The following is a 20,371-nucleotide window of genomic DNA, read 5'->3' as shown; positions in this document are numbered from 1 at the left end:
GACCTCCTTACAGGGCGCTGTGGAAACGGGCCACCCGCTCCTTTCCGGCGCAGACGGCGTCGATCTTCTCCAGATACTCCTTGGGGTACTTGGGGTTGGCGATCCGCTCAATGTAGCCGGTGGCCGGATTGACCAGCTTGGTCACCCCGCCGCCCCCCAGGGAGACGATGGTGTGCAGCTCCTCCATCATGCAGATGTTGTACAGGCTCTCGGTGCCCGGCAGGCACCAGCCCACATTCTCAAAGGAGCCGGACATATATTTCTGACGGTAGAGGTAGTAGGGGATCTGCCCCGCCGTGCGCAGGGCGGACCAGGCATACTCCAGCATGGCGGCCACGTCGTCGTCCGAGGGGACGTCGGCCCCCTCTTCCATCAGCCGGGAGCCCTTCTTCATGGCCAGGGTGTGGACGGTGATGTTCTCCGGCGCCATGGCCAGCACCTGATCCAGGGAGGACCGGAAGCCGTCCACGCTGTCGGCGGGGAGGCCGGCGATGAGGTCCATGTTGACGCAGGGGATGCCGCTGTCCCGGGCCAGAGCATAGGCCCTCCGGATGTCGTCCGCCCGGTGGGCACGGCCCATGGCGGTGAGCACATGGTCGGCCATGGTCTGGGGATTCACCGACACCCGGCCGCAGCCCCGGCGGGCCAGCACATCCAGCTTTTCCTGGGTAATGGTGTCGGGCCGCCCGGCCTCCACGGTGTACTCCGTGCAGGCGGACAGGTCGATATACTCCGCCAGCTCCCCCATGAGCCGGTCCAGCTGGGGGGCGGACAGGGTGGTGGGGGTGCCGCCGCCGAAGTAGACAGTGCGCACCTTCAGCCCCGCCCCCGTCAGCATCTCACCGGTGGCCCTGATTTCCCGGGAAAGGCAGTCCAGGAAGGGGTCGATGAGCTTGAGGGCCCGGCCCACGTCGGCGGACACAAAGGAGCAGTAGGCGCACCGGGTGGGGCAGAAGGGGATGCCCACATAGAGGGACACCTCCTCCGGCCCCAGACTGGCCTTGGCGGCCAGGGAGGCCTGGGCACAGTCCATGGCCAGCTGCCGCCGCAGAGGGGACACCCGGTAGGTGTCCCGCAGCACCCGCTCCGCCTGGGCGGGGGTGGCCCCCGCCAGCATGGCGCGGGTGGGGATCTTCACCGGCCGCACGCCGGTCAATGCACCCCAGGGGGGCTCGTTTCCACGGGCGGCCACTCCGGCGTCGTAGAAGGCCAGCTTCAAAATGCGCTGCAAAGCCCGGCCGGTGGAGAGCTCGTCGGTGAGCTCTTCCAGTTTACACCGGCGGCTTGCCCCATATGACTGGCCGTGGTAAGTCAGCCTGGCGGTGGCGGTGGCCCACAGCTCCCCCCGGCTGAGGGAGAGCACCAAAAAGTCCTCACCGGGGGCGGGGGGCTGGTCTGAATATTCCGGCCGCTGGTCGGGGAACAGGGTCAGCAGCATCTGTTCGGCGGCGTATTTGTAGTCGTGGCCCTTGTAATACAGTTTCATGAAGGGAGAATCCTTTCCGGGGAAATGATATTACCCCATGGCCTCCTGCATATAGTAGTTGCTCTTCCGCTCGGCGGACAGGGTGGACATGCCCATGTGGCCGGGCAGCACCTGAAAGTCCCCGGGCAGTTTGGCCAGCCGGGCCAGGGAGGCCATGATCTCATCATAGCTGCCGCCGGGCAGGTCGGTGCGGCCCATGGAGCCCTGGAACAGGGTGTCGCCGGTGAAGAGCACATCCCCCGCCATCAGGCACACCCCGCCGGGGGTGTGGCCGGGGGTGTGGAGCACCTGCACGTCGATGCCCCCCACCTTCACCACGTCCCCATCGTCATAGGGGGTGGGGTCGGTGCCCAGGGCGGGGAACACCGGATTGCCCAGCCGGGCAATATCACCGGGATGGAGGTATACCAGCACATTGGGGAGGGCCTTATGCACCCCCGCCACGCCGGTGGTGTGGTCGTAGTGGGCGTGGGTCAGGAAAATGGAGACGATCTCCACCCCGTCCGCCTTGGCCTGGGCCAGGATGCGGTCGGCCTCGTCGCCGGGGTCCACCACGGCGGCGGTGTTTGTGTTCTCATCCTCCAGCAAATAGCAGTTGGTGCCGATGGGCCCCACCTGCATCACACGGATTTTCATGGGAAATCTGCCCCTTTCTTTACATGGTGTCGGTGTTGCCCCACAGGGCCACGGCCCTGCGGGGACCCCGTATCTTTTCATCTGCTCGGGCGGAATGAATCCGCCCGGCATCAAGGTTTTGCCTTTGGCAAAACGCTTGGACGCGCAAAGCGCGGGGGCGAATTCGGCGTTACATCTGGTCGGTATCCAGCAGAATGGTAACAGGTCCGTCGTTCTGAGAATAGACCTGCATATCGGCGCCGAATTCGCCATGCTGGACCTCAAAGCCCCGTCCGGCGCACTCGGCCATGAACTTCTCATACAGAGGGATGGCGATGTCCGGCTTGGCGGCCCCGGAAAAGCCGGGACGGCGGGACTTGGTGTCGGCGTACAGGGTGAACTGGCTCACCACCAGCAGGGAGCCCCCCACCGCCTCCAGGTTCAGGTTCATCTTCTCGTTCTCGTCCTCAAAGATACGCAGGCCGCACACCTTGTCGGCCAGCTTGACGGCCTGGGCCTCGGTATCGGTGGGGGCCACCCCCAGCAGCACCAGGAAGCCCTGGCCGATTTCGCCGTTCACCTTGCCGTCAATGGTGACGGAGGCATTCTTGACGCGGGTCACAACTGCACGCATAGCACAAATTCCTTTCTGTTTTACCGGTATTCCCTCACAAAGCCCTTGGCAAACACCGGGTCAATATCAAATACCGCCTTGTCTCCGGCGGCGCATTTCAGCTCGGTGACGTCCACAATGGTCTCGATGGCGCCGATGCCCCCGATGACCCTGGCCTTCTGGCCGTTGATGCGGACGGTGATCTGCCGCCGGGTGAGCCAGCGGCGGATGGCGTCCAGCAGGCCCCCCGCCCAGGGGCGGCCCATGCCGAAGCCGTTCTGATAGCCCACGGGGAGCACCGCCACCCGGGTATCCTTCTTCAGGGGGCCGGGGGTGTTGCCTCCCACGATGTGGCCCTTGGGCACCCAGCGGGTCTCCTCCACCTGCACCTCACCGTAGCCCACCCGGCGCAGGCCGTCCCCTCTGGCCCGGCGGCACCGGCCCATGAGCACGGTGCCCGCCCGGACGCCCCCCAGCCGTGCTTCGGGGAAGTGCATCAGCACATAGGACCCGGCGGCGTGGACGGTGCCCGTCTCAAACCCGGCGGCGTGGATGGCCTCCACCGTGTGGGTGAACTCCCCGATCTGGGCGGCCAGGGTGCGGCCCTTTTTGCTCTTGGTGTACAACTGGGTACATACGCCGGTGACGGCGATGCCCGGCAGGTCCCGGAAGGTGGACAAAATCTTCTCCGGCTCGCTGGAGAAAAAGCCCCCAAAGCCCATGCCGGTGTCGATCTGGATGTGGGCCTCGGCCACGGTGGAGCGGGCCTCCGCCACCCCGTTGAGGGCCAGACCGCTGTCGTGGGAGCCCACGGTGCAGATCACGTTCAGATCCAGCAGCTGCTCCAGCTCCTCCCGGTCGGTGGTGCAGCGGAGCATGAGGATCTCCTCCTCCACAAAGCCCGCCTTCCGCAGGGCGGCGGCCTCCGCCACCTCGGACACGGCAAAGCGGCCGATGCCCTCGGCCCGCAGCACCCGGGCCAGCTCCACCAGACCGGCTCCCTGGCCGTCTCCGGTGACCACGCCGTAGATCACGGCGCTCCCCGCCCGTTCCTTCACCACAGAGATATTATTCTTCAGCGCATCCCGCTCGATCACCAGGGTTTTCATACCTCCGCCGCCTTTCCGGGGATAGTCCCTTCCATTATATACTGCCCTCTGATTGCCGTCAATGGAAAGGGTACGGGCCTTGTGTTCGGCGCTGAAAAGTGCTATGATTGAGTATTGATACCTACATTTTTGGGAGGAACCGCTTTGAACCGACAGACCACCAAAATTTCCCCCGCCGACGTGGAGCGTCAGCGGGAATTCTGCCACAAGCTCCACGAGCGCAACGCCGCCCGTCCCACCGCCCCCCTGGCCTTTGTGGACACCTACGGCTGCCAGCAGAATGAGGCCGATTCCGAGCGGCTGCGGGGCTACCTGCGGGAGATGGGCTACGACTTTACCGACAGCGAGGCCGAAGCCGACCTGATCCTCATCAACACCTGCGCCATCCGGGAGCACGCCGAGATGCGGGTGCTGGGCAACGTGGGGGCCCTGGTCCACACCAAGCGGGCCAAGCCCGGCCAGCTCATCTGCGTGTGCGGCTGCATGGCCCAGGAGCCCCACCGGGCCCAGAAGATCAAGGAGAGCTACCGGCAGGTGGACCTGGTGTTCGGGCCCCACGCCCTGTGGCGGTTCCCCGAACTGCTCTACCGGCTGGTGACCCGCCGGGGCCGCATCTTTGACATCGCCGACGAGCCCGGCTCCATCGCCGAGGGCATCCCGGTGGTGCGCCAGGACAAGGTGAAGGCCTGGGTGTCCATCATGTACGGCTGCAACAACTTCTGCACCTACTGCATCGTGCCCTACGTCCGGGGCCGGGAGCGCTCCCGCCAGCCGGAGGTGGTGCTGGAGGAGATCCGGGGTCTGGTGACCGAGGGGTACAAGGACATCACTCTGCTGGGCCAGAACGTCAACTCCTACGGCAAGGACCTGGAGAGCCCCATGGACTTCGCCGACCTGTTGAAGGCGGCCTCTGAGATCCCCGGGGACTTCCTGCTGCGCTTCATGACCAGCCACCCCAAGGACGCCTCCCAGAAGCTCTTTGACACCATGGCGTCCTCCCCCAAGATCGCCCCCTGCTTCCACCTGCCCTTCCAGGCGGGCAGCGACCGGGTACTCAAGGCCATGAACCGGGTGTACGACCGGGCGGGCTACCTGGACAAGGTGCGCCGGCTGCGTCAGGCTATTCCCGACGTGGTCATCACCTCCGACGTCATCGTGGGATTTCCCGGGGAAACCGCCGAGGAGTTCGAGCAGACCATGACCTTGCTGGACGAGGTGCGGTTTGACGCCCTCTTTACCTTTATCTACTCCCCCCGGGTGGGCACCCCCGCCGCCAAGATGGAGGACCCCATCTCCAAGGAGGAGAAGGCGGCCTGGTTCCAGCGGCTGGTGGAGCGGCAGGACCAGATTTCCGAGGAAAAGCACGCCGCCTACATCGGCAAGACGGTGCGCTGCCTGGTGGACGGGCAGGACGATAAGGGCCTTACCGCCCGCACCCCCGGCAACCGGCTGGTGCGGCTGACGGGAGAGGAGTCCCTCATCGGCCAGTTTGTGGACGTGAAGATCACCGGGGCCAACAAGTGGTCCCTGATGGGGGAGAGGGCCTGAGCCTTCGATGCCCACCTTATCCACAGCATTTACTATTTTAAAATCATTTTGACCTGAACTATATTTACACAGAAAAGGAGCGCCCGCCATGCCGTCCGAGCTGACCCCCATGATGAAACAATATCTCAAAATGAAACAGCTCCACCCGGACTGCATTCTCTTCTTCCGGCTGGGGGACTTTTACGAGATGTTCCAGGACGACGCCAAGCTGGCCTCCAAGGAGCTGGACCTCACCCTCACCACCCGGGACCGGGGCAAGCCGGAGGACCAGCGCACCCCCATGTGCGGCGTGCCCTACCACAGTGCCGACGCCTACATCGCCCGGCTCATCGCCAAGGGCTACAAGGTGGCCATCTGTGAGCAGATGGAGGACCCCGCCACCGCCAAGGGGCTGGTGGACCGGGACATCATCCGCATCGTCACCCCCGGCACCGTCATCGCCTCCTCCATGCTGGAGGAGGGCCGCAACAACTTTATCTGCGCCATCTATGCCGACTCCGCCGGGGCGGGGCTGTGCTTCTGCGACATCTCCACCGGCGAGATCTCCGTCACCTCCTTTACCGGCCCCGACGCCGAGGAGCACCTGTGCAACGAGCTGGGCCGCTTCTCCCCCCGGGAGGCCATGCTGTCCGACGGGGCCTACAGCGACGCCGCCCTGCTGGACTTTCTCACCAACAAGCTGGACTGCCGCTGCGAAAATGGCGGGGAGGCCCGCTTCCGGCCCGACGCCGCCCGCTCCCTGGTGGAGGAGCAGTTTACCAGCGGTCTGGACCAGCTGCCCCAGGGGGACGACCACGCCCTCCAGGCGGTGGGGGGCCTTTTGAGCTACCTCTACGAGACCCAGAAGACCGACCTCTCCCACATCACCAGCCTCACCTGGTACACCTCTGGTCAGTTCATGGAGCTGGACCTCACCGCCCGGCGCAACCTGGAGCTTACCGAGACCCTCCGCTCCAAGGAGAAGAAGGGCAGCCTTCTGTGGGTGCTGGACAAGACCCGCACCGCCATGGGTCACCGGCTCATCCGCACCTGGATGGAGCGGCCCCTGCTGTCCCCCGGCGCCATCAGCCGCCGGCTGGGCGCGGTGGAGGAACTGGTGGGCGACCCCATCGGCCGGGACGAGCTGGTGCGCACCCTGCGGGAGGTCACCGACCTGGAGCGGCTCATCGGCCGCATCGTGTACGGCACCGCGGGGGGCCGGGACCTGATGGCCCTGGCCGCCGGTCTGGGCAAGCTGCCCCGGCTGCGGGAGCTGCTCTCCCCCTACTCCAGGGCCCTGCTCACCTTCCTGTCCGCCGCCCTGGACGATGTGCCCGACCTGCGTGCGCTGATCTGCTCGGCCATTGTGGACGAGCCCCCCTTCTCCGTGCGGGAGGGCGGCTTCATCCGGGAGGGCTACAACCCCGAGGTGGACCGGCTGCGGAACATCCTCACGGGCGGCAAGGACCTGGTGGCCGCCGTGGAGGCCCGGGAGAAGGAAAAGACCGGCATCAAGAGCCTGAAGGTGGGCTTCAATAAAGTATTCGGCTACTACATCGAGGTATCCAAGTCCTACTACGACCAGGTGCCCGAGGACTACATCCGCAAGCAGACCCTGGTGAACTGCGAGCGCTTCATCACCCAGGAGCTGAAGGACCTGGAGCACGAGATCCTGTCCGCCCAGGACCGGATCTGCGCCCTGGAGTACCAGCTGTTCTGCGACCTGCGGCAGCAGGCCGCCGCCCGGGTGGGGGACATCCAGCGCTCCGCCGCCGCCGTGGCTCAGGTGGACGTGCTGGTCTCCTTCGCCGCCGTGGCCGCCGAGAACGGCTACTGCCGCCCGGAGGTGGACCTGTCCGACGTCATCGACATCTCCGAGGGCCGCCACCCGGTGGTGGAAAAGATGCTGAAAAACGCCCTCTTTGTCCCCAACGACACCCGGATGGACGGGCGTGACAACACGGTGGCCATCATCACCGGCCCCAACATGGCGGGCAAATCCACCTACATGCGGCAGGTGGCCCTCATCGTCCTCATGGCCCAGATGGGCTCCTTCGTGCCCGCCAGGTCGGCCCGCATCGGCATCGTGGACCGGGTATTCACCCGCATCGGGGCCAGCGACGACCTGTCCGCCGGTCAGTCCACCTTTATGGTGGAGATGACCGAGGTGGCGGAACTGCTGAAAAACGCCACCAGCAAAAGCCTGCTCATCCTGGACGAGATCGGCCGGGGCACCTCCACCTACGACGGCATGTCCATTGCCCGCTCGGTGCTGGAGTACTGCGCCGACAAACGCCGGCTGGGGGCCAAGACCCTCTTTGCCACCCACTACCACGAGATCACCGCCCTGGAGGGGGTCATCCCCGGGGTGAAGAACTACAACATCGCCGCCAAGAAGAAGGGGGACGACATTCTCTTCCTGCGGAAGATCGTCCCCGGCGGGGCCGACCAGAGCTACGGCATCGAGGTGGCCAAGCTGGCCGGGGTGCCCGACCGGGTCATCACCCGGGCCCGCCACATCCTCAAGGAGCTGGAGGCGGGCGGGGTCCAGACCCCCCAGGCCGCCCCGGCGGCCCAGGCCACCGACCAGGTGTCCCTGCTGGATATGGGCGGGGGAGAGGTGGCCCGGCGGCTCCAGGGGGTGGACCTGAACACCCTCACCCCCATCGAGGCCATGAATCTGCTCTTTGAATTGAAGCAGCTGGTATAACAGAAAGGAGGAACACACCATGCTGACCGGACGGCGCCGCCCCTGGCGGCCCCAGCTCACCCGGGCCGAACTGGGCCGGGGGTGGGTCTTTTTCGCCCTGTATGTGTTCCTCTTTCCCTGGCTCATGGGCTGGGTCCAGCGGTCCTATCAGGGGGAGTTCCCGGTGGCCGAGGCCAACGTGGTGTACTACCTCATCATTGCCGCCCTCACCTTTCTGGTGCTGTGGTCCTATCTGAAACACGGCTTCCGGCTGCTGCTGGACTGGCTGCCGGAAAACCTGTTCGCCTTTGTCACCGGCCTTGCGGGCGGGGAGGTCCTCACCTTCCTGGTCAGCCTCATCCCCCTGCCGGTACAGAACCCCAACCTTATGAGCTACCCGGAGCAGTACTACTTCGCTCCCGCCGCCACCATCCTGATCCTGGTGGTGCTCATGCCTCTGGTGGAGGAGCCCCTGTTCCGTGGGGTGCTCTTCACCACCGCCCGCAGCTACAGCAAGGTGCTGGGCTATGTGCTGTCGGTAGGGGTATACGCCCTCTACTGCGCCGCCCAGTTCGTGTACGCCTACGGTATGCTGGACCTGCGGTATCTGCTGCTGATGATCCAGTATGTGCCCATGGCCCTGGCCCTCACCTGGTGCTACGACCGGGGAGGCTCCATCTGGAGCGCCATCGCCCTGCATATGGTCTTTAATGGGTTTACGCTGCTGTCCGCCCTGAGATAATTGCGGGCGGGTGTGGGCAGAAGGTGAATTGCCCCAAAGGGGCAAGAGAGGCCACCCTGGGGTGCCCGCCCCTACAAACCCCGTTCGATCCGTAGGGGCCGATGCCTACATCGGCCCGTTCCCATTTTCCGTTTAGAAAGCCGGTGACCCCTATGCCCCACATTCAACAACTTGATTCCCATGTGGCCGACCTGATCGCCGCCGGTGAGGTGGTGGAGCGGCCCGCCTCCGTGGTGAAGGAGCTGATGGAAAACGCCATCGACGCCGGAGCGGACAAGCTGACGGTGGAGATCCAGCACGGGGGCATGACCCTGATCCGGGTCACCGACAACGGCTGCGGCATCGCCGCCGACGAGGCCGAGACCGCCTTCCTCCGCCACGCCACCAGCAAGCTGCGCACCGAGTACGACCTGGAGGCCATCGGCACCCTGGGCTTCCGGGGGGAGGCTCTGGCCGCCATCTCCGCTGTGTCCCGGATGGAGCTGCTCACCCGCACTGCCGATGCCCCCCTGGGAGCCGCCCTCTCCCTGGATGCGGGGGTAGTGGTGAGCCATGAAGAGGCGGGCTGCCCTCAGGGCACCACCATGGTGGTGCGGGACCTGTTCTACAACACCCCCGCCCGGCTCAAGTTCATGAAGAAGGACTCCGCCGAGGGAGCGGCCTGCTTCGCCATGGTGCAGCGGCTGGCCCTGTCCCACCCGGAGGTGAGCATCAAGTTCCTCCGGGACGGCAAGCAGGACCTGCTCACCCCCGGCGACAGCCAGCTGAAGTCCGCCCTGTACGCCGTGCTGGGCCGGGATCTGGCCCTGGGCTTCACCCCGGTGAAGGGCTCCGGGGAGGACATGACGGTGACCGGCTTCGTGTCCCTGCCCACCTGCTGCCGGGGCACCCGGGGCTATCAGCACTTCTTCGTCAACGGCCGGTATGTGAAAAGCCGCACCATGATGGCCGCTCTGGAGGAGGCCTACGCCAACCAGAAGATGGTGGGCAAGTTCCCCGGCTGCGTCCTCCACCTCAAGACCAGGCTCAACGCCGTGGACGTGAACGTCCACCCCACCAAGCAGGAGGTCAAGTTCGGCAGCGAGAAAAAGGTATTTGACGCGGTGTATTACGCCGTGAAATCCACCCTGGAGGCCGACCGGTCCCGGCCCTCCGCCCTGGGGGACACCCCCCGGCTGGCCCCCAAGGCCGCCCAGGACACGGTGACCCCCCATCAGACCACCTTCCGCACCATGACGGCGGAACAGTTCCGCAAAACGGCGGACAAGCCCGCATCGTCTCTGCCCCTCCATGATTTTACCGCCCGGAGCATCCAGACCAGCCAGCCTGTGCCGCGGGCGGCCGCAAGGGTCACCCCTACGGTTCCGGCCCAGCCTGTACGGCCGGAACCCAAACCGGCCCCCGCCCCAATTACCCCGGTTCCCCGGGAGGAGCCTGCCAAAACCACCCCGCCCATGGAGGTGGCCCCTACGGTGGAAAAGGAACCCACTCCCACCGTCCCGCCGGTGGAACCCCAGACTCCCATCCAGCCCGAGCCAGAAACGGGGTCCCCGCCGGAGCCCAGCGCCAGCGGGTCCGGTGGGGAGAGGAGGCGCAGCGAAGAGAGCGAGCTTTGCCGTGAGCGGCAAAGCGAGGGATACGCAGCTTGCGCCGACGAGATTCCCTGGCGCATGGCGGGGGAGGTTTTGAACACCTACATCATTGTGGAGCAGGGGGACAAGGTGCTCCTCATCGACAAGCACGCCGCCCATGAGCGGATGAACTTCGACCGCCTGAAGGCAGCGGGGTACACCCCCATGGTCCAGACCCTGCTCACCCCGGTGGTCTTTACCCCTCCGGCAGAGGAGGGAGCGGCCCTGCTGGCCCAGCTGCCCCTGCTGGAGCGCTTCGGCTTTGAGGCGGAGGACTTCGGCGGCGGAGCCATCATCGTGCGCACCGCCCCCGACGACGTGGACGCAGCTTCCATCCCCGATGTACTGCTGGAGCTGGCGGGCAGGCTCATCACCTGCGGCACCGCCGACACGGACAGCGCCCGGGACGCCCTTCTCCACACCATGGCCTGCAAGGCGGCCATCAAGGGAGGCCAGAAAAACGGCCAGGCCGAGCTGCTCAAGGTGGCCCAGGCCGTCATGGCCGGGGAGGTCAAATATTGTCCCCATGGCAGACCCGTGGCCATCGAGCTGACCCGGAGCCAGATCGAGAAGCGGTTCGGCAGGGCGTAGCCATGTCCCAGGAAATGTAATTCCTTCCCCCAACTTCGACCAAACTCGCCCTATAATTGGTATATATTGGATGCATCTCAGAGAAAAAAGGAGTGCATCCATATGCAAAAGACACCCAACCTGCAAGACCTGTTCCTCCTCCGCGCCCGGCGGACCCACGCCAACGTCACTGCCTTTCTCATGAACGGCTATCAGCTGAAAGGCCAGATCGTGGGCTATGACGCCTTTGTGGTGGTACTTATGACGGGGGACAAGCAGCAGGTGATCTACAAGCACGCTATCTCCACCATCGTGCCCGAGCGGGCCATTCCTCTGGAGCGGGAGGAGCGCGGCGACTGACAAAAGGAGTACCCAATGAAGCAAGGTTCTTTGAACGCCCGCATCATCATGCTGCTGGTGCTGGGGGCCATTCTGCTCACCATCGGTGTGTCGGCATGGAACAGTCTGCGGGAGATCTACCCCACGGTCATGGCCTACACCTACACCGTCAGCGACAGCATGGAGGCCACCGGCTTTCTGGTCCGGCAGGAGACTGTCCTCACCGGCCAGGGGGGCACGGTGGAGCTGCTCCCCGAGGAGGGGGAGAAGGTGAGCCGTGGGGAGACCGTGGCCCTGTTTTACCAGAGCGACGACGGCCTCACCCAGCGGCAGACCCTCCAGCAGCTGATGCTGGAGCAGGAGCAGCTGGAATACGCCCTGGCCCAGGCGGGGGGGAGCAGCGACTCCGCCCAGCTCAGCACCCGGGTGGCCGACGCCGTGGCCGATCTGCGGGGGGCCGCCGCCTCCGGCGACCTGACCGGTCTGGAGAGCCAGACCATGGAGCTCAAGAGCCTGATTTATAAGCACAGCTACACCTTTGACCAGGAGGGGGACTCCACCGCCGCCCTCCAGGCCTCTCTGGATGAGGTCAACGCCCAGATCCAGTCTCTGACCGCCCAGGCCTCCCATAGCACCAGCCGGGTGACCGCCTCCCAGCCGGGGGTGTTTTCCGGCCTGGTGGATGGGTATGAGAGCCTCATCACCCCGGATATGCTGGACACCATCACCCCCTCCCAGCTCAATGAGCTCTCCCGCCAGACCCCGGCGGAGGACCCCTCCGCCATCGGCAAGCTCATCACCAATTCCACCTGGTACTTTGCCTGCACCCTGCCTCAGGAGGAGGCGGAGCGGCTGGTGGAGGGGCGCACCATCACGGTCCGCTTCTCCCGGGACTGGTCCGGCGAGGTGGACATGGAGGTGGAGCGGCTGGGCGATGCGGAGGACGGAAAGATGGTGGTGGTGCTCTCCGCCGACAAGTTCCTGTCCGACACCACCCTGCTGCGCCGCCAGACGGTGGAGTTGGTCTTTAACACCGTCTCCGGCATCCGTCTGCCCAAGGAGGCCCTGCGGGTAGAGCAGCAGACCGCCACCGACCCGGACACCGAAGAGGAATATCAGGTGTCGGTCACCGGCGTATACGCCCTGGTGGGCCAGCGGGCCGAGTTCAAGGAGGTCACCGTGCTGTCGGAGGAGGACGACTACATCCTGGTGACCGCCGCCTCCACAGAGACTCCCACCCAGGAGAAAAAGGCCCTGCGGGCGGGGGACAAGATCATCATTTCCTCCGGCGAGCTCTACGACGGTAAGGTCATTGAATGATTTCAGACCATCCCCCTGCCTTCGGGCAGGCGGTTTTGCCTCATTTTTTGTGTGTATTTTATTTGGAGGTGCTTGTTATGTCCCTGGAAGAGAAAGTAGCGCAGGTCAAGGCCAACATCGCCGCCGCGGCCCGTGAGGTGGGCCGGGACCCCTCGGAGATCACCCTGGTGGCCGCCACCAAGGTCCAGACCTCGGATACCATCCGGCAGGCCATCGCCGCCGGCGTGACCATCTGCGGAGAGAACCGGGTACAGGAGATGACCGCCCACCTGGACGACGACGCCTACGCCGGGGCCGCCCTCCACTTCATCGGCCATTTGCAGACCAACAAGGTCAAGCAGGTGGTGGGCCGGGTGGATCTCATCGAGTCGGTGGGCTCGGAGCATCTGCTGGACGCCATCGAGGCCCAGGCCGCCAAGCTGGATCTGGTGCAGGATATCCTCCTGGAGATCAACATCGGCGGGGAGGAGTCCAAGAGCGGCATCTCCCCGGAGGAGCTGCCCGCCCTGGCGGAAAAAGCCGCCGCCTGCCCCCATGTGAACCTGCGGGGTCTCATGGCCATCCCCCCCGTGGCGGAGGGACCGGACGGAAACCGGCCCTTTTTTGCAAAAATGCGTCAGCTTTTTGTTGACATAAGAGGCAAGATGTCGGATAATGGAACCACAATCGACTGTCTTTCCATGGGGATGAGCGGCGATTATGAGGATGCCGTCCGGGAAGGGGCCACCCTGGTGCGCGTAGGCACCGCCCTGTTCGGTCCCCGCCCTCCCATGCACAAAGCTTGATAGGATTCAGGAGGTAACCGAATATGGGATTGTTTGATGAACTGCGGCGGCTGGCCCGCCCCTACGAGGACGAGCCGGAGGACGAGTACGAGGACGACTTTGAGCCCGTCTCCCGCAGTGAGCGGATGGACCGCACCGGCGGCGACCGGCTGGAGCGCAAGAGCGCCAAGAGCCAGGCCGTTACCGAGTCCACCGGCAGCCTCTATTCCGTTGATACTGAGCGCCGCAGCAACAAGGTGGTCAACATCCACACCACCACCCAGCTCCAGGTGGTGCTGGTAAAGCCCGAGCGCTTCGAGAACGCCAGCGAGATCGCCGACCACCTGCGTGAGAAGCGCACCGTGGTCCTCAACCTGGAGTCCACCAACAAGGATATCGCCCGCCGTCTGCTGGACTTCCTGTCCGGCGTGGCCTACGCCAACGAGGGCAAGATCAAGAAGGTGGCCATCTCCACTTACATCATCACGCCCTACAACGTGGACATCCTGGGCGACCTCATCGACGAGCTGGAGAACAACGGGCTGTATTTCTAAGCAGCTCTCATCAACCAAACCAATCTGCCATAGGGCGCGACGTGCCGTCACGCCCTATGTGCCATGTCGTCCCGTCCGCGGGACCCATAAGACACAAATAGATCAGGGGGAATTGACTTATGCTGACGCCGCAGGAAGTCTCTGAACACGCCTTTACCAAATCCTTTAACGGCTACAATATGACCATGGTGGATGAATTCCTGGATATCCTGACGGCGGACTACACCACCCTCTACAAGGAAAACGCCACCCTGAAGGCCAAGATGAAGGTGCTGGTGGAGAAGGTGGAGGAGTACCGCTCCACCGAGGACGCCATGCGCAAGGCCCTGATGACCGCCCAGAAGATGGCGGACGATCTGGTGGCCGAGGCCGAGAGCAAGCGCAGCCAGCTGATGCAGAACGCCGAGGCCGACGCCAAGGCCCGCATGGCCGAGCTGCAGCAGTCCATCCGGGACGAGCAGATGCGTCTGGCCGCCGCCCAGCAGTCCACCGCCTCCTATGTGTCCAAGCTGAAGGAGCTCTATCAGCATGAGATGGACTTCCTGGACGGCCTGTCCCATCTCACCGCCGCCGCTCCCGCCGCCGTGGACCCGGTAGAGGACACCGTCCACGATATCGAGGCCAATGTGGAGCGGCTCATCCAGAAGGAGCAGGAGGAGAGCGCCGCGCAGGCCGCCCCCGCCGCCCCCAAGAGCGAGAGCACCAGCCTGTATGACGAGCTGATGGAGCTCAGCGGCCGCAAGGCGGCCCAGCAGGCTGCCCCCAAGCAGGCCGAGGAGAACGAGGACGACGTGGTGGAGGAGCCCACCCGCCGCATCGACTTTGACAACCTGCAGTTCGGCAAGGATTACGAAATCCGCTGAACCCCTTGACAGAAGCCCTGCAAACGGGTAAGATACTGGGAGACGCCGAAAAAGGGCGTCTCCCAGTCATTTTCATCAGGAAACATGCTGTGACGAGGACGAGTACCGCCCCCAACCCTGCGCAGAGAGCCGCCGTTTCGGTGCAAGGCGGACAGGACGGGCCGGGAAAATCACCTCCGAGCATGGCCGCCGAAGAACTACAGTAAGCGGCCCCGGCTGGCCCCGTTACAGGCTGTCGAGTGGTTCCGGTATGCCCGGAACAATGAGAGTGGTACCGCAGAGGTGTGCGCCTTTGTCTCTTGTGAGACAGGGGCGCTTTTTGTTTGCCTCCAATCCTGTTTTTAATTTTTATTTTCAATACAAAAGGAGAACCATCATGGACTACAACCAGACCGTCCACCTGCCCCAGACCGACTTCCCCATGCGGGCAGGTCTGCCCAAGCGTGAGCCCGACATGCTCAAGGAGATGTACGACCACGACCTCTATAACAAGATGGTCAAGCGCAACGAGGGCAAGCCCTCCTTCGTCCTCCACGACGGCCCCCCCTACGCCAACGGCAACATCCACATCGGCACCGCCCTGAACAAGATCCTCAAGGACATCATCGTCAAGCACAAGAACATGACCGGCCACTACGCCCCCTATGTGCCCGGCTGGGACACCCACGGTCTGCCCATCGAGTCCGCCGTCCTCAAGGACAAGAAGGTGAAGCGGGACGAGATGACCACCGCTCAGTTCCGCACCAAGTGCCGGGAGTACGCCGAGGGCTACATCGCCAAGATGACCGAGCAGTTCCAGCGCCTGGGCGTGCTGGGCGAGTGGGACAACCCCTATATCACCCTGCTGCCTGAGTTTGAGGCCAAGCAGATCGAGGTCTTTGGCAAGATGGCCGAGAAGGGCCTGATCTACAAGGGCATGAAGCCTGTGTACTGGTGCCCCGCCGACCAGACCGCTCTGGCCGAGGCCGAGATCGAGTACGCCGACGACCCCTGTACCACCATTTTTGTGAAGTTCCCCGTCCGGGACGACAAGGGCAAGCTGGGCCAGTACACCGACCTCAGCAAGACCTACTTCGTGATCTGGACCACCACCCCCTGGACCATCCCCGGCAACTTCGCCATCTGCCTCAACGCCGACTTCGACTACGTGCTGCTCCAGGTGCCCGGCGGCGACGTGTATATCCTGGCCAAGGACCTGGCCGAGAGCGTGTGCAAGGCCGCCCACATCGACTATGACGCCTGCAAGGTGCTGGCCGAGCTGAAGGGCTCTGAGTTTGAGCTGATGACCGCCACTCACCCCCTGTTTGACCGGGAGTCCGTCATCCTCAACGGCGAGCACGTCACCCTGGACGCCGGCTCCGGCTGCGTCCACACCGCCCCCGGCTTCGGCGCCGAGGACTTCCAGATCTGCCAGCAGTACGACAAGGCCGGTCTCACCCACATCGGCGTGCCCGTGCCCGTCAACGCCAAGGGCGTCATGACCGACGAGCGCTACAACGGCCAGTTCTACGCCAAGGGCAACGACCTGGTGGTGGAGGACCTGGAGAAGGAAGGCTTCCTGGTGGCCAAGGAGCAGATCACCCACTCCTACCCCCACTGCTGGCGCTGCAAGAACCCCATCATCTACCGTGCCACCGAGCAGTGGTTCTGCTCCGTGGACGCCATCAAGGACACCGCCGTCAAGTCCTGCGACGACATCCAGTGGCACCCCGGCTGGGGCAAGGAGCGCATGATCTCCATGATCTCCGAGCGCAACGACTGGTGCATCAGCCGCCAGCGCGTGTGGGGCGTGCCCATTCCCATTTTCTACTGCGACGACTGCGGCGCCGACATCGTCACCCCCGAGACCATCGCCCATGTGGCCGAGCTCTTCCGGGAGCACGGCTCCAACGTGTGGTTCGACCGGGAGCCCCGCGATCTGCTGCCCGAGGGCTTCGTGTGCCCCAAGTGCGGCAAGACCCACTTCTCCAAGGAGTCCGACATCATGGACGTGTGGTTCGACTCCGGCTCCACCTGGGCTGCCGTGGCTGCTGAACGCCCCTACCTGAAGTATCCCGCCGACCTCTACCTGGAGGGCGGCGACCAGTACCGCGGCTGGTTCCAGTCCTCCATGCTGACCTCCATCGCCGTCAACGGCGTGGCCCCCTACCACCAGATCGCCACCCACGGCTGGACCGTGGACGGCGAGGGCAAGGCCATGCACAAGTCCCTGGGCAACGCCGTGTCCCCCGATGAGGTCATCAAGGAATACGGCGCCGACATGCTCCGCCTGTGGGTGGCCTCCGCCGACTACACCCAGGACATGCGCATCTCCAAGGACATCATGAAGCAGCTCTCCCAGGCTTATCTGAAGATCCGCAACACCGCCCGCTACATGCTGGGCAACCTGTGCGACTTCGATCCCGACGCCAATCTGGTGCCGGTGGAGAAGCTGATGGACCTGGACCGCTACGCCCTCCACTGCCTCAACGAGCTGGTGAAGAACGTCCGGGCCGCCTACGACCGCTACGAGTTCCACGGTGTGTACCGGGCCATCTACAACTTCTGCGTGGTGGATATGTCCAACTTCTACCTGGACATCATCAAGGACCGTCTGTACTGCGGCAGCGAGGCCGAGCGCCGCTCCGCCCAGACCGCCCTCTACTATATCCTGGACGGCATGACCCGTCTGGTGGCCCCCATCCTGGCCTTCACCTCCGACGAGATTTGGCACGCCATGAAGCACGCCTCCGGCGTGGACGCCGAGAGCGTGCTGCTCAATGACATGCCCGAGGACAACGCCGCCTTCACCCTGGACGACGCCGCCAAGGACCGCTGGGCCAAGCTGGTGGGCCTCCGGGATGCCGTCAACAAGGCCCTGGAGAACGCCCGCAGCGCCGGTGTGTTCAAGAAGGCTCAGGATACCGAGGTCACCATCTCCGTGTCCGCTGAGGACGCCGACTTCCTGAAGGACGTGGACCTGGCCTCCCTGTGCATCGTGTCCAAGGTCACCGTCACCACCGAGGCTGTGGAAGGAGAGAAGAACGAAGAGTCCCTCATCCCCTGCACCATCGCCGTCAAGCTGTCCGAGGCCCCCAAGTGCCCCCGCTGCTGGAACCACAACGACGCCATCGGCACCGACGGCCATCACAACCAGCTGTGCCCCCGCTGCGCCGCCGTGGTGGGCGAGTAACCTATATTGTCAAAAAAGGACGCCGCAGAAGCGGCGTCCTTTTTCTCTAAATTTGCGGTAAGTGCCTCCGGCGGGCCCCTTTCTGCGTGGCCAGAAAGGGGCGAAAGAGCCAGTCAGGGCGGGGGATTTCGATTTCCCCCGCCCCGACACCCCTCCCCTTAAAACGACCAATCAGGGGGGCGGCGGCCCCCCTATTGGATGTACCCCCCGGAGGGGCGCTTGCGGCACCCGACCGGTGCGGCGGGGCCGTTACAAAGTAAGGCCCCGCCGCCGGTAAGCTTACAGTAGAACAGCCTGGGGAAGATTCCAAAGAGGGGGAACCGCAGTTCCCTCTCTTTGGTCGTTTCAAGGGGTGGATTATTAAGGCGGGGGAAATCGAAATCCCCCGCCTTAATTGGCCTTTGTCCACTTTCGGCCAGTCGAAAGTGGACCGCCGGAGGCATGCCCGCCTGGGTGCCACAGCCCAATCACTTTGGAACAGGCACATTTTCCGCCTCATAATCCCTGATCTGTACCAGGGGCAAGTGGCGGACATAGGCGGACAGGCTGCGGCAGGACTGCCGGGCCAGCCAGGCCGCTTTTTCCTTTGTCTCTGGGGTGACCTGAATGGAAATGGTACGCATTTTTTCGGTATGCTCCATATAACGACCCCCTTTTGCCCATAATATCATTCTTAATCACTCTAGTCAACTCTATATAATTCTTTGTGAAATATCACTCTCATTGATATCATTAAGATACAAATAGATACAACGAGGAGGGAATGGTTATGGGCATTCAGGAAGCCCCCTACTCTCTGCGGTTGGACCACGAGGTCATGCAGAAAATCCGCGTCCTGGCCGCCAAGGAGCGCCGCTCCATCAACATGCAGCTGTGCATTGCCGTGGAGTCCTATCTGGAACAATACGAAAAAGAGCACGGGGAGATCCCCCTGGCGGACAAGGATTGACCCCCCCAGGCCGTCCGTGTTACAATGAAAGGAACTTTCCATCAAAGGAGCCTGAAAACCATGCTCTATTTCCTCCTGGCCGCCGCTCTGGTGGTCGTGGACCAGCTGGTAAAATTCCTGGTCCGGGCCAACATCCCACTGGGGGAGGGGGTCCCCTTTATCCCCCACATTCTCCAGCTGACCTATTACCAGAATACCGGCGCGGCCTTCTCCATCTTTGAACAGCACACCTGGGTACTCACCCTGATCTCGGCGGTCGCCTCGGTGCTGCTCATCGTGCTGCTGGCCAAGCGGACCTTTAACCACCCCTTCGCCATGGTCTCCCTGGCCCTGGTGCTGGCAGGCGCGGTGGGCAACCTCATCGACCGGCTCTTCCTGGGCTATGTCACCGACATGTTCCAGACCCTGTTCATGAATTTCCCCATCTTCAACGTGGCGGATATCTGCATCGTGTGCGGCGGCATCGCCTTCTGCGTCTACTTCCTGCTGTTCTGCAAAGAGGAGGACAAGGCATGACCCCCCTGCATCTTACCGCCGACCGGGCGGGGGAGCGGGCCGACCAGTTTCTGGCCCGGATGCTCCCCGAGCTCACCCGCTCGGCGGCCCAAAAGCTGATGGAGGAGGGAGCCGTCACCCTGGGCGGCCAGCCGGTGAAGAAGAACTATAAGACCAGTCCCGGGGATGAGCTGGTGCTGGCTCTCCCGGACCCCGCCCCCATTGACGTTCTCCCCCAGGACATCCCCCTGGATATCGTCTATGAGGACGACGACGTGATCGCCGTCAACAAGCCGGTGGGCCTGGTGGTCCACCCCGCCGCCGGCCATCCCGACGGCACATTGGTCAACGCTCTGTTATATCACTGCGGTGATTCACTCTCCGGAATCAACGGAGAGCTGCGCCCCGGCATCGTCCACCGCATTGACCGGGACACCTCGGGGCTCATCATCGCCGCCAAGAACGACTTTGCCCACCTGTCCCTGGCGGAGCAGCTTCAGGACCACTCCCTGTACCGGGAATACGAGGCGGTGTGCGTGGGCAATTTAAAGGACGAGTCGGGCACCGTGGACGCCCCCATCTTCCGCCACCCCACCGACCGGAAGAAGATGGCGGTAAACAAGCTCCAGGGCCGGCGGGCGGTGACCCACTGGTCGGTGCTGGAGCACCTGGGGGGCTACACCCACATCCAGTGCCGCCTGGAGACGGGACGCACCCACCAGATCCGGGTCCACATGGCTTATATCGGCCACCCCCTGCTGGGGGACACGGTGTACGGGGCCAAAAAGCCCTGGCCGGGGCTGGCGGGCCAGTGTCTCCACGCCCGGCGGCTGTCCTTCATCCACCCCCGCACCGGGGAGCGGGTCATGCTGGAATGTCCCCTGCCTGACTGGTTTGAGGCAGTGTTGACAAAGCTGCGCTCTATGGTATAAA

General features: G+C 64.0%; 18 protein-coding genes and 1 other annotated feature. Of the genes, 13 read left to right on the top strand and 5 right to left on the bottom strand.

Translation table 11 applies throughout. The features are described from left to right. Positions 1-7 precede the first annotated feature (7 nt). The 4 genes from hemZ to B5G34_RS05995 form a co-directional block, all read right to left on the bottom strand. Positions 8-1,486: a coproporphyrinogen dehydrogenase HemZ gene (gene hemZ / locus B5G34_RS06010; protein WP_087335184.1), complete on the bottom strand. Its 1,479-nt coding sequence runs from the start codon at positions 1,484-1,486 to the stop codon at positions 8-10. A gap of 30 nt (positions 1,487-1,516) precedes the next feature. Further along, positions 1,517-2,122 (bottom strand): MBL fold metallo-hydrolase, encoded by a 606-nt coding sequence (locus B5G34_RS06005; RefSeq protein ID WP_087335182.1) that lies wholly within the window; start codon positions 2,120-2,122, stop codon positions 1,517-1,519. A 169-nt stretch (positions 2,123-2,291) separates the two neighbouring features. Beyond that, positions 2,292-2,735, bottom strand: a complete 444-nt coding sequence (gene dtd, locus B5G34_RS06000; RefSeq protein WP_087335180.1) for a D-aminoacyl-tRNA deacylase — start codon at positions 2,733-2,735, stop codon at positions 2,292-2,294. A 20-nt stretch (positions 2,736-2,755) separates the two neighbouring features. Next, the gene (locus B5G34_RS05995; RefSeq protein ID WP_087335178.1) at positions 2,756-3,823 is read right to left on the bottom strand and encodes an alanine racemase; all 1,068 of its coding nucleotides are present in this window, start codon (positions 3,821-3,823) and stop codon (positions 2,756-2,758) included. A gap of 144 nt (positions 3,824-3,967) precedes the next feature. Between B5G34_RS05995 and miaB the strand changes: the two genes are divergently transcribed. The 10 genes from miaB (at position 3,968) to ileS (ending at position 17,994) form a co-directional block, all read left to right on the top strand. Next, positions 3,968-5,371, top strand: coding sequence for a tRNA (N6-isopentenyl adenosine(37)-C2)-methylthiotransferase MiaB (miaB, locus tag B5G34_RS05990; RefSeq protein ID WP_087335176.1), 1,404 nt, complete (start codon positions 3,968-3,970; stop codon positions 5,369-5,371). Between the two features lie 88 nt (positions 5,372-5,459). Beyond that, a complete protein-coding gene (gene mutS / locus B5G34_RS05985; RefSeq protein WP_087335175.1) occupies positions 5,460-8,060 on the top strand; it encodes a DNA mismatch repair protein MutS in 2,601 nt (866 codons plus the stop codon). Positions 8,061-8,079: 19 nt separating this feature from the next. Further along, positions 8,080-8,781, top strand: coding sequence for a CPBP family intramembrane glutamic endopeptidase (locus B5G34_RS05980; RefSeq protein ID WP_242956875.1), 702 nt, complete (start codon positions 8,080-8,082; stop codon positions 8,779-8,781). A gap of 152 nt (positions 8,782-8,933) precedes the next feature. Beyond that, on the top strand, positions 8,934-11,003 hold the full coding sequence (mutL, locus tag B5G34_RS05975) for a DNA mismatch repair endonuclease MutL (RefSeq protein WP_087335173.1): 2,070 nt from the start codon (positions 8,934-8,936) through the stop codon (positions 11,001-11,003). 102 nt (positions 11,004-11,105) lie between these two features. Next, positions 11,106-11,342, top strand: a complete 237-nt coding sequence (gene hfq / locus B5G34_RS05970) for an RNA chaperone Hfq (protein WP_087335171.1) — start codon at positions 11,106-11,108, stop codon at positions 11,340-11,342. A gap of 15 nt (positions 11,343-11,357) precedes the next feature. After that, on the top strand, positions 11,358-12,641 hold the full coding sequence (locus B5G34_RS05965) for an HlyD family efflux transporter periplasmic adaptor subunit (protein ID WP_087335169.1): 1,284 nt from the start codon (positions 11,358-11,360) through the stop codon (positions 12,639-12,641). A gap of 77 nt (positions 12,642-12,718) precedes the next feature. Beyond that, the gene (locus tag B5G34_RS05960; RefSeq protein WP_087335167.1) at positions 12,719-13,426 is read left to right on the top strand and encodes a YggS family pyridoxal phosphate-dependent enzyme; all 708 of its coding nucleotides are present in this window, start codon (positions 12,719-12,721) and stop codon (positions 13,424-13,426) included. A 23-nt stretch (positions 13,427-13,449) separates the two neighbouring features. After that, complete coding sequence (locus B5G34_RS05955) at positions 13,450-13,959, top strand: cell division protein SepF (protein WP_087335165.1); 510 nt, start codon at positions 13,450-13,452, stop codon at positions 13,957-13,959. Positions 13,960-14,078: 119 nt separating this feature from the next. Then, positions 14,079-14,822, top strand: a complete 744-nt coding sequence (locus tag B5G34_RS05950) for a DivIVA domain-containing protein (RefSeq protein WP_087335163.1) — start codon at positions 14,079-14,081, stop codon at positions 14,820-14,822. Positions 14,823-14,902: 80 nt separating this feature from the next. Further along, positions 14,903-15,125 (top strand) — a binding site (T-box leader). Positions 15,126-15,198: 73 nt separating this feature from the next. Continuing rightward, positions 15,199-17,994 (top strand): isoleucine--tRNA ligase, encoded by a 2,796-nt coding sequence (gene ileS, locus B5G34_RS05945; protein WP_087335161.1) that lies wholly within the window; start codon positions 15,199-15,201, stop codon positions 17,992-17,994. A 467-nt stretch (positions 17,995-18,461) separates the two neighbouring features. Here ileS and B5G34_RS18720 read toward each other — a convergent pair whose 3' ends face one another. Then, positions 18,462-18,635 carry a hypothetical protein gene (locus B5G34_RS18720; protein WP_162609431.1) on the bottom strand — a complete coding sequence of 58 codons (174 nt, stop codon included), beginning with the start codon at positions 18,633-18,635 and terminating at the stop codon, positions 18,462-18,464. Between the two features lie 128 nt (positions 18,636-18,763). On the opposite strand from B5G34_RS18720, the gene B5G34_RS05935 reads away from it, so the two are divergent. From B5G34_RS05935 to B5G34_RS05925, 3 genes are read left to right on the top strand one after another with little or no spacing between them, the layout of a single operon-like run. Continuing rightward, positions 18,764-18,943, top strand: a complete 180-nt coding sequence (locus tag B5G34_RS05935) for a hypothetical protein (protein WP_087335158.1) — start codon at positions 18,764-18,766, stop codon at positions 18,941-18,943. A gap of 60 nt (positions 18,944-19,003) precedes the next feature. Further along, positions 19,004-19,459, top strand: a complete 456-nt coding sequence (lspA, locus tag B5G34_RS05930) for a signal peptidase II (protein ID WP_087335156.1) — start codon at positions 19,004-19,006, stop codon at positions 19,457-19,459. After that, positions 19,456-20,370 (top strand): RluA family pseudouridine synthase, encoded by a 915-nt coding sequence (locus B5G34_RS05925; protein ID WP_087335154.1) that lies wholly within the window; start codon positions 19,456-19,458, stop codon positions 20,368-20,370. The genes lspA and B5G34_RS05925 overlap by 4 nt, the downstream gene beginning before the upstream one ends. Position 20,371 lies beyond the last annotated feature (1 nt).

The organism is Flavonifractor sp. An82 (assembly GCF_002159265.1).
GTDB lineage: Bacteria > Bacillota > Clostridia > Oscillospirales > Oscillospiraceae > Flavonifractor.
Note: the sequence above shows the minus strand (reverse complement) of the source record. Positions and strands in the feature narration are given on the sequence as shown.

Excerpts from the sequence above, each read along its gene's own strand:
- B5G34_RS05950 (WP_087335163.1), top strand. The coding sequence starts at position 14,079 with ATGCTGACGCCGCAGGAAGTCTCTGAACACGCCTTTACCAAATCCTTT.
- B5G34_RS05980 (WP_242956875.1), top strand. The coding sequence starts at position 8,080 with ATGCTGACCGGACGGCGCCGCCCCTGGCGGCCCCAGCTCACCCGGGCC.
- hfq (WP_087335171.1), top strand. The coding sequence starts at position 11,106 with ATGCAAAAGACACCCAACCTGCAAGACCTGTTCCTCCTCCGCGCCCGG.
- ileS (WP_087335161.1), top strand. The coding sequence starts at position 15,199 with ATGGACTACAACCAGACCGTCCACCTGCCCCAGACCGACTTCCCCATG.
- lspA (WP_087335156.1), top strand. The coding sequence starts at position 19,004 with ATGCTCTATTTCCTCCTGGCCGCCGCTCTGGTGGTCGTGGACCAGCTG.
- B5G34_RS05965 (WP_087335169.1), top strand. The coding sequence starts at position 11,358 with ATGAAGCAAGGTTCTTTGAACGCCCGCATCATCATGCTGCTGGTGCTG.
- dtd (WP_087335180.1), bottom strand. The coding sequence starts at position 2,735 with ATGCGTGCAGTTGTGACCCGCGTCAAGAATGCCTCCGTCACCATTGAC.
- hemZ (WP_087335184.1), bottom strand. The coding sequence starts at position 1,486 with ATGAAACTGTATTACAAGGGCCACGACTACAAATACGCCGCCGAACAG.
- mutL (WP_087335173.1), top strand. The coding sequence starts at position 8,934 with ATGCCCCACATTCAACAACTTGATTCCCATGTGGCCGACCTGATCGCC.
- mutS (WP_087335175.1), top strand. The coding sequence starts at position 5,460 with ATGCCGTCCGAGCTGACCCCCATGATGAAACAATATCTCAAAATGAAA.
- B5G34_RS18720 (WP_162609431.1), bottom strand. The coding sequence starts at position 18,635 with ATGGAGCATACCGAAAAAATGCGTACCATTTCCATTCAGGTCACCCCA.
- B5G34_RS05935 (WP_087335158.1), top strand. The coding sequence starts at position 18,764 with ATGGGCATTCAGGAAGCCCCCTACTCTCTGCGGTTGGACCACGAGGTC.
- B5G34_RS05925 (WP_087335154.1), top strand. The coding sequence starts at position 19,456 with ATGACCCCCCTGCATCTTACCGCCGACCGGGCGGGGGAGCGGGCCGAC.
- B5G34_RS05955 (WP_087335165.1), top strand. The coding sequence starts at position 13,450 with ATGGGATTGTTTGATGAACTGCGGCGGCTGGCCCGCCCCTACGAGGAC.
- B5G34_RS05960 (WP_087335167.1), top strand. The coding sequence starts at position 12,719 with ATGTCCCTGGAAGAGAAAGTAGCGCAGGTCAAGGCCAACATCGCCGCC.
- B5G34_RS05995 (WP_087335178.1), bottom strand. The coding sequence starts at position 3,823 with ATGAAAACCCTGGTGATCGAGCGGGATGCGCTGAAGAATAATATCTCT.
- B5G34_RS06005 (WP_087335182.1), bottom strand. The coding sequence starts at position 2,122 with ATGAAAATCCGTGTGATGCAGGTGGGGCCCATCGGCACCAACTGCTAT.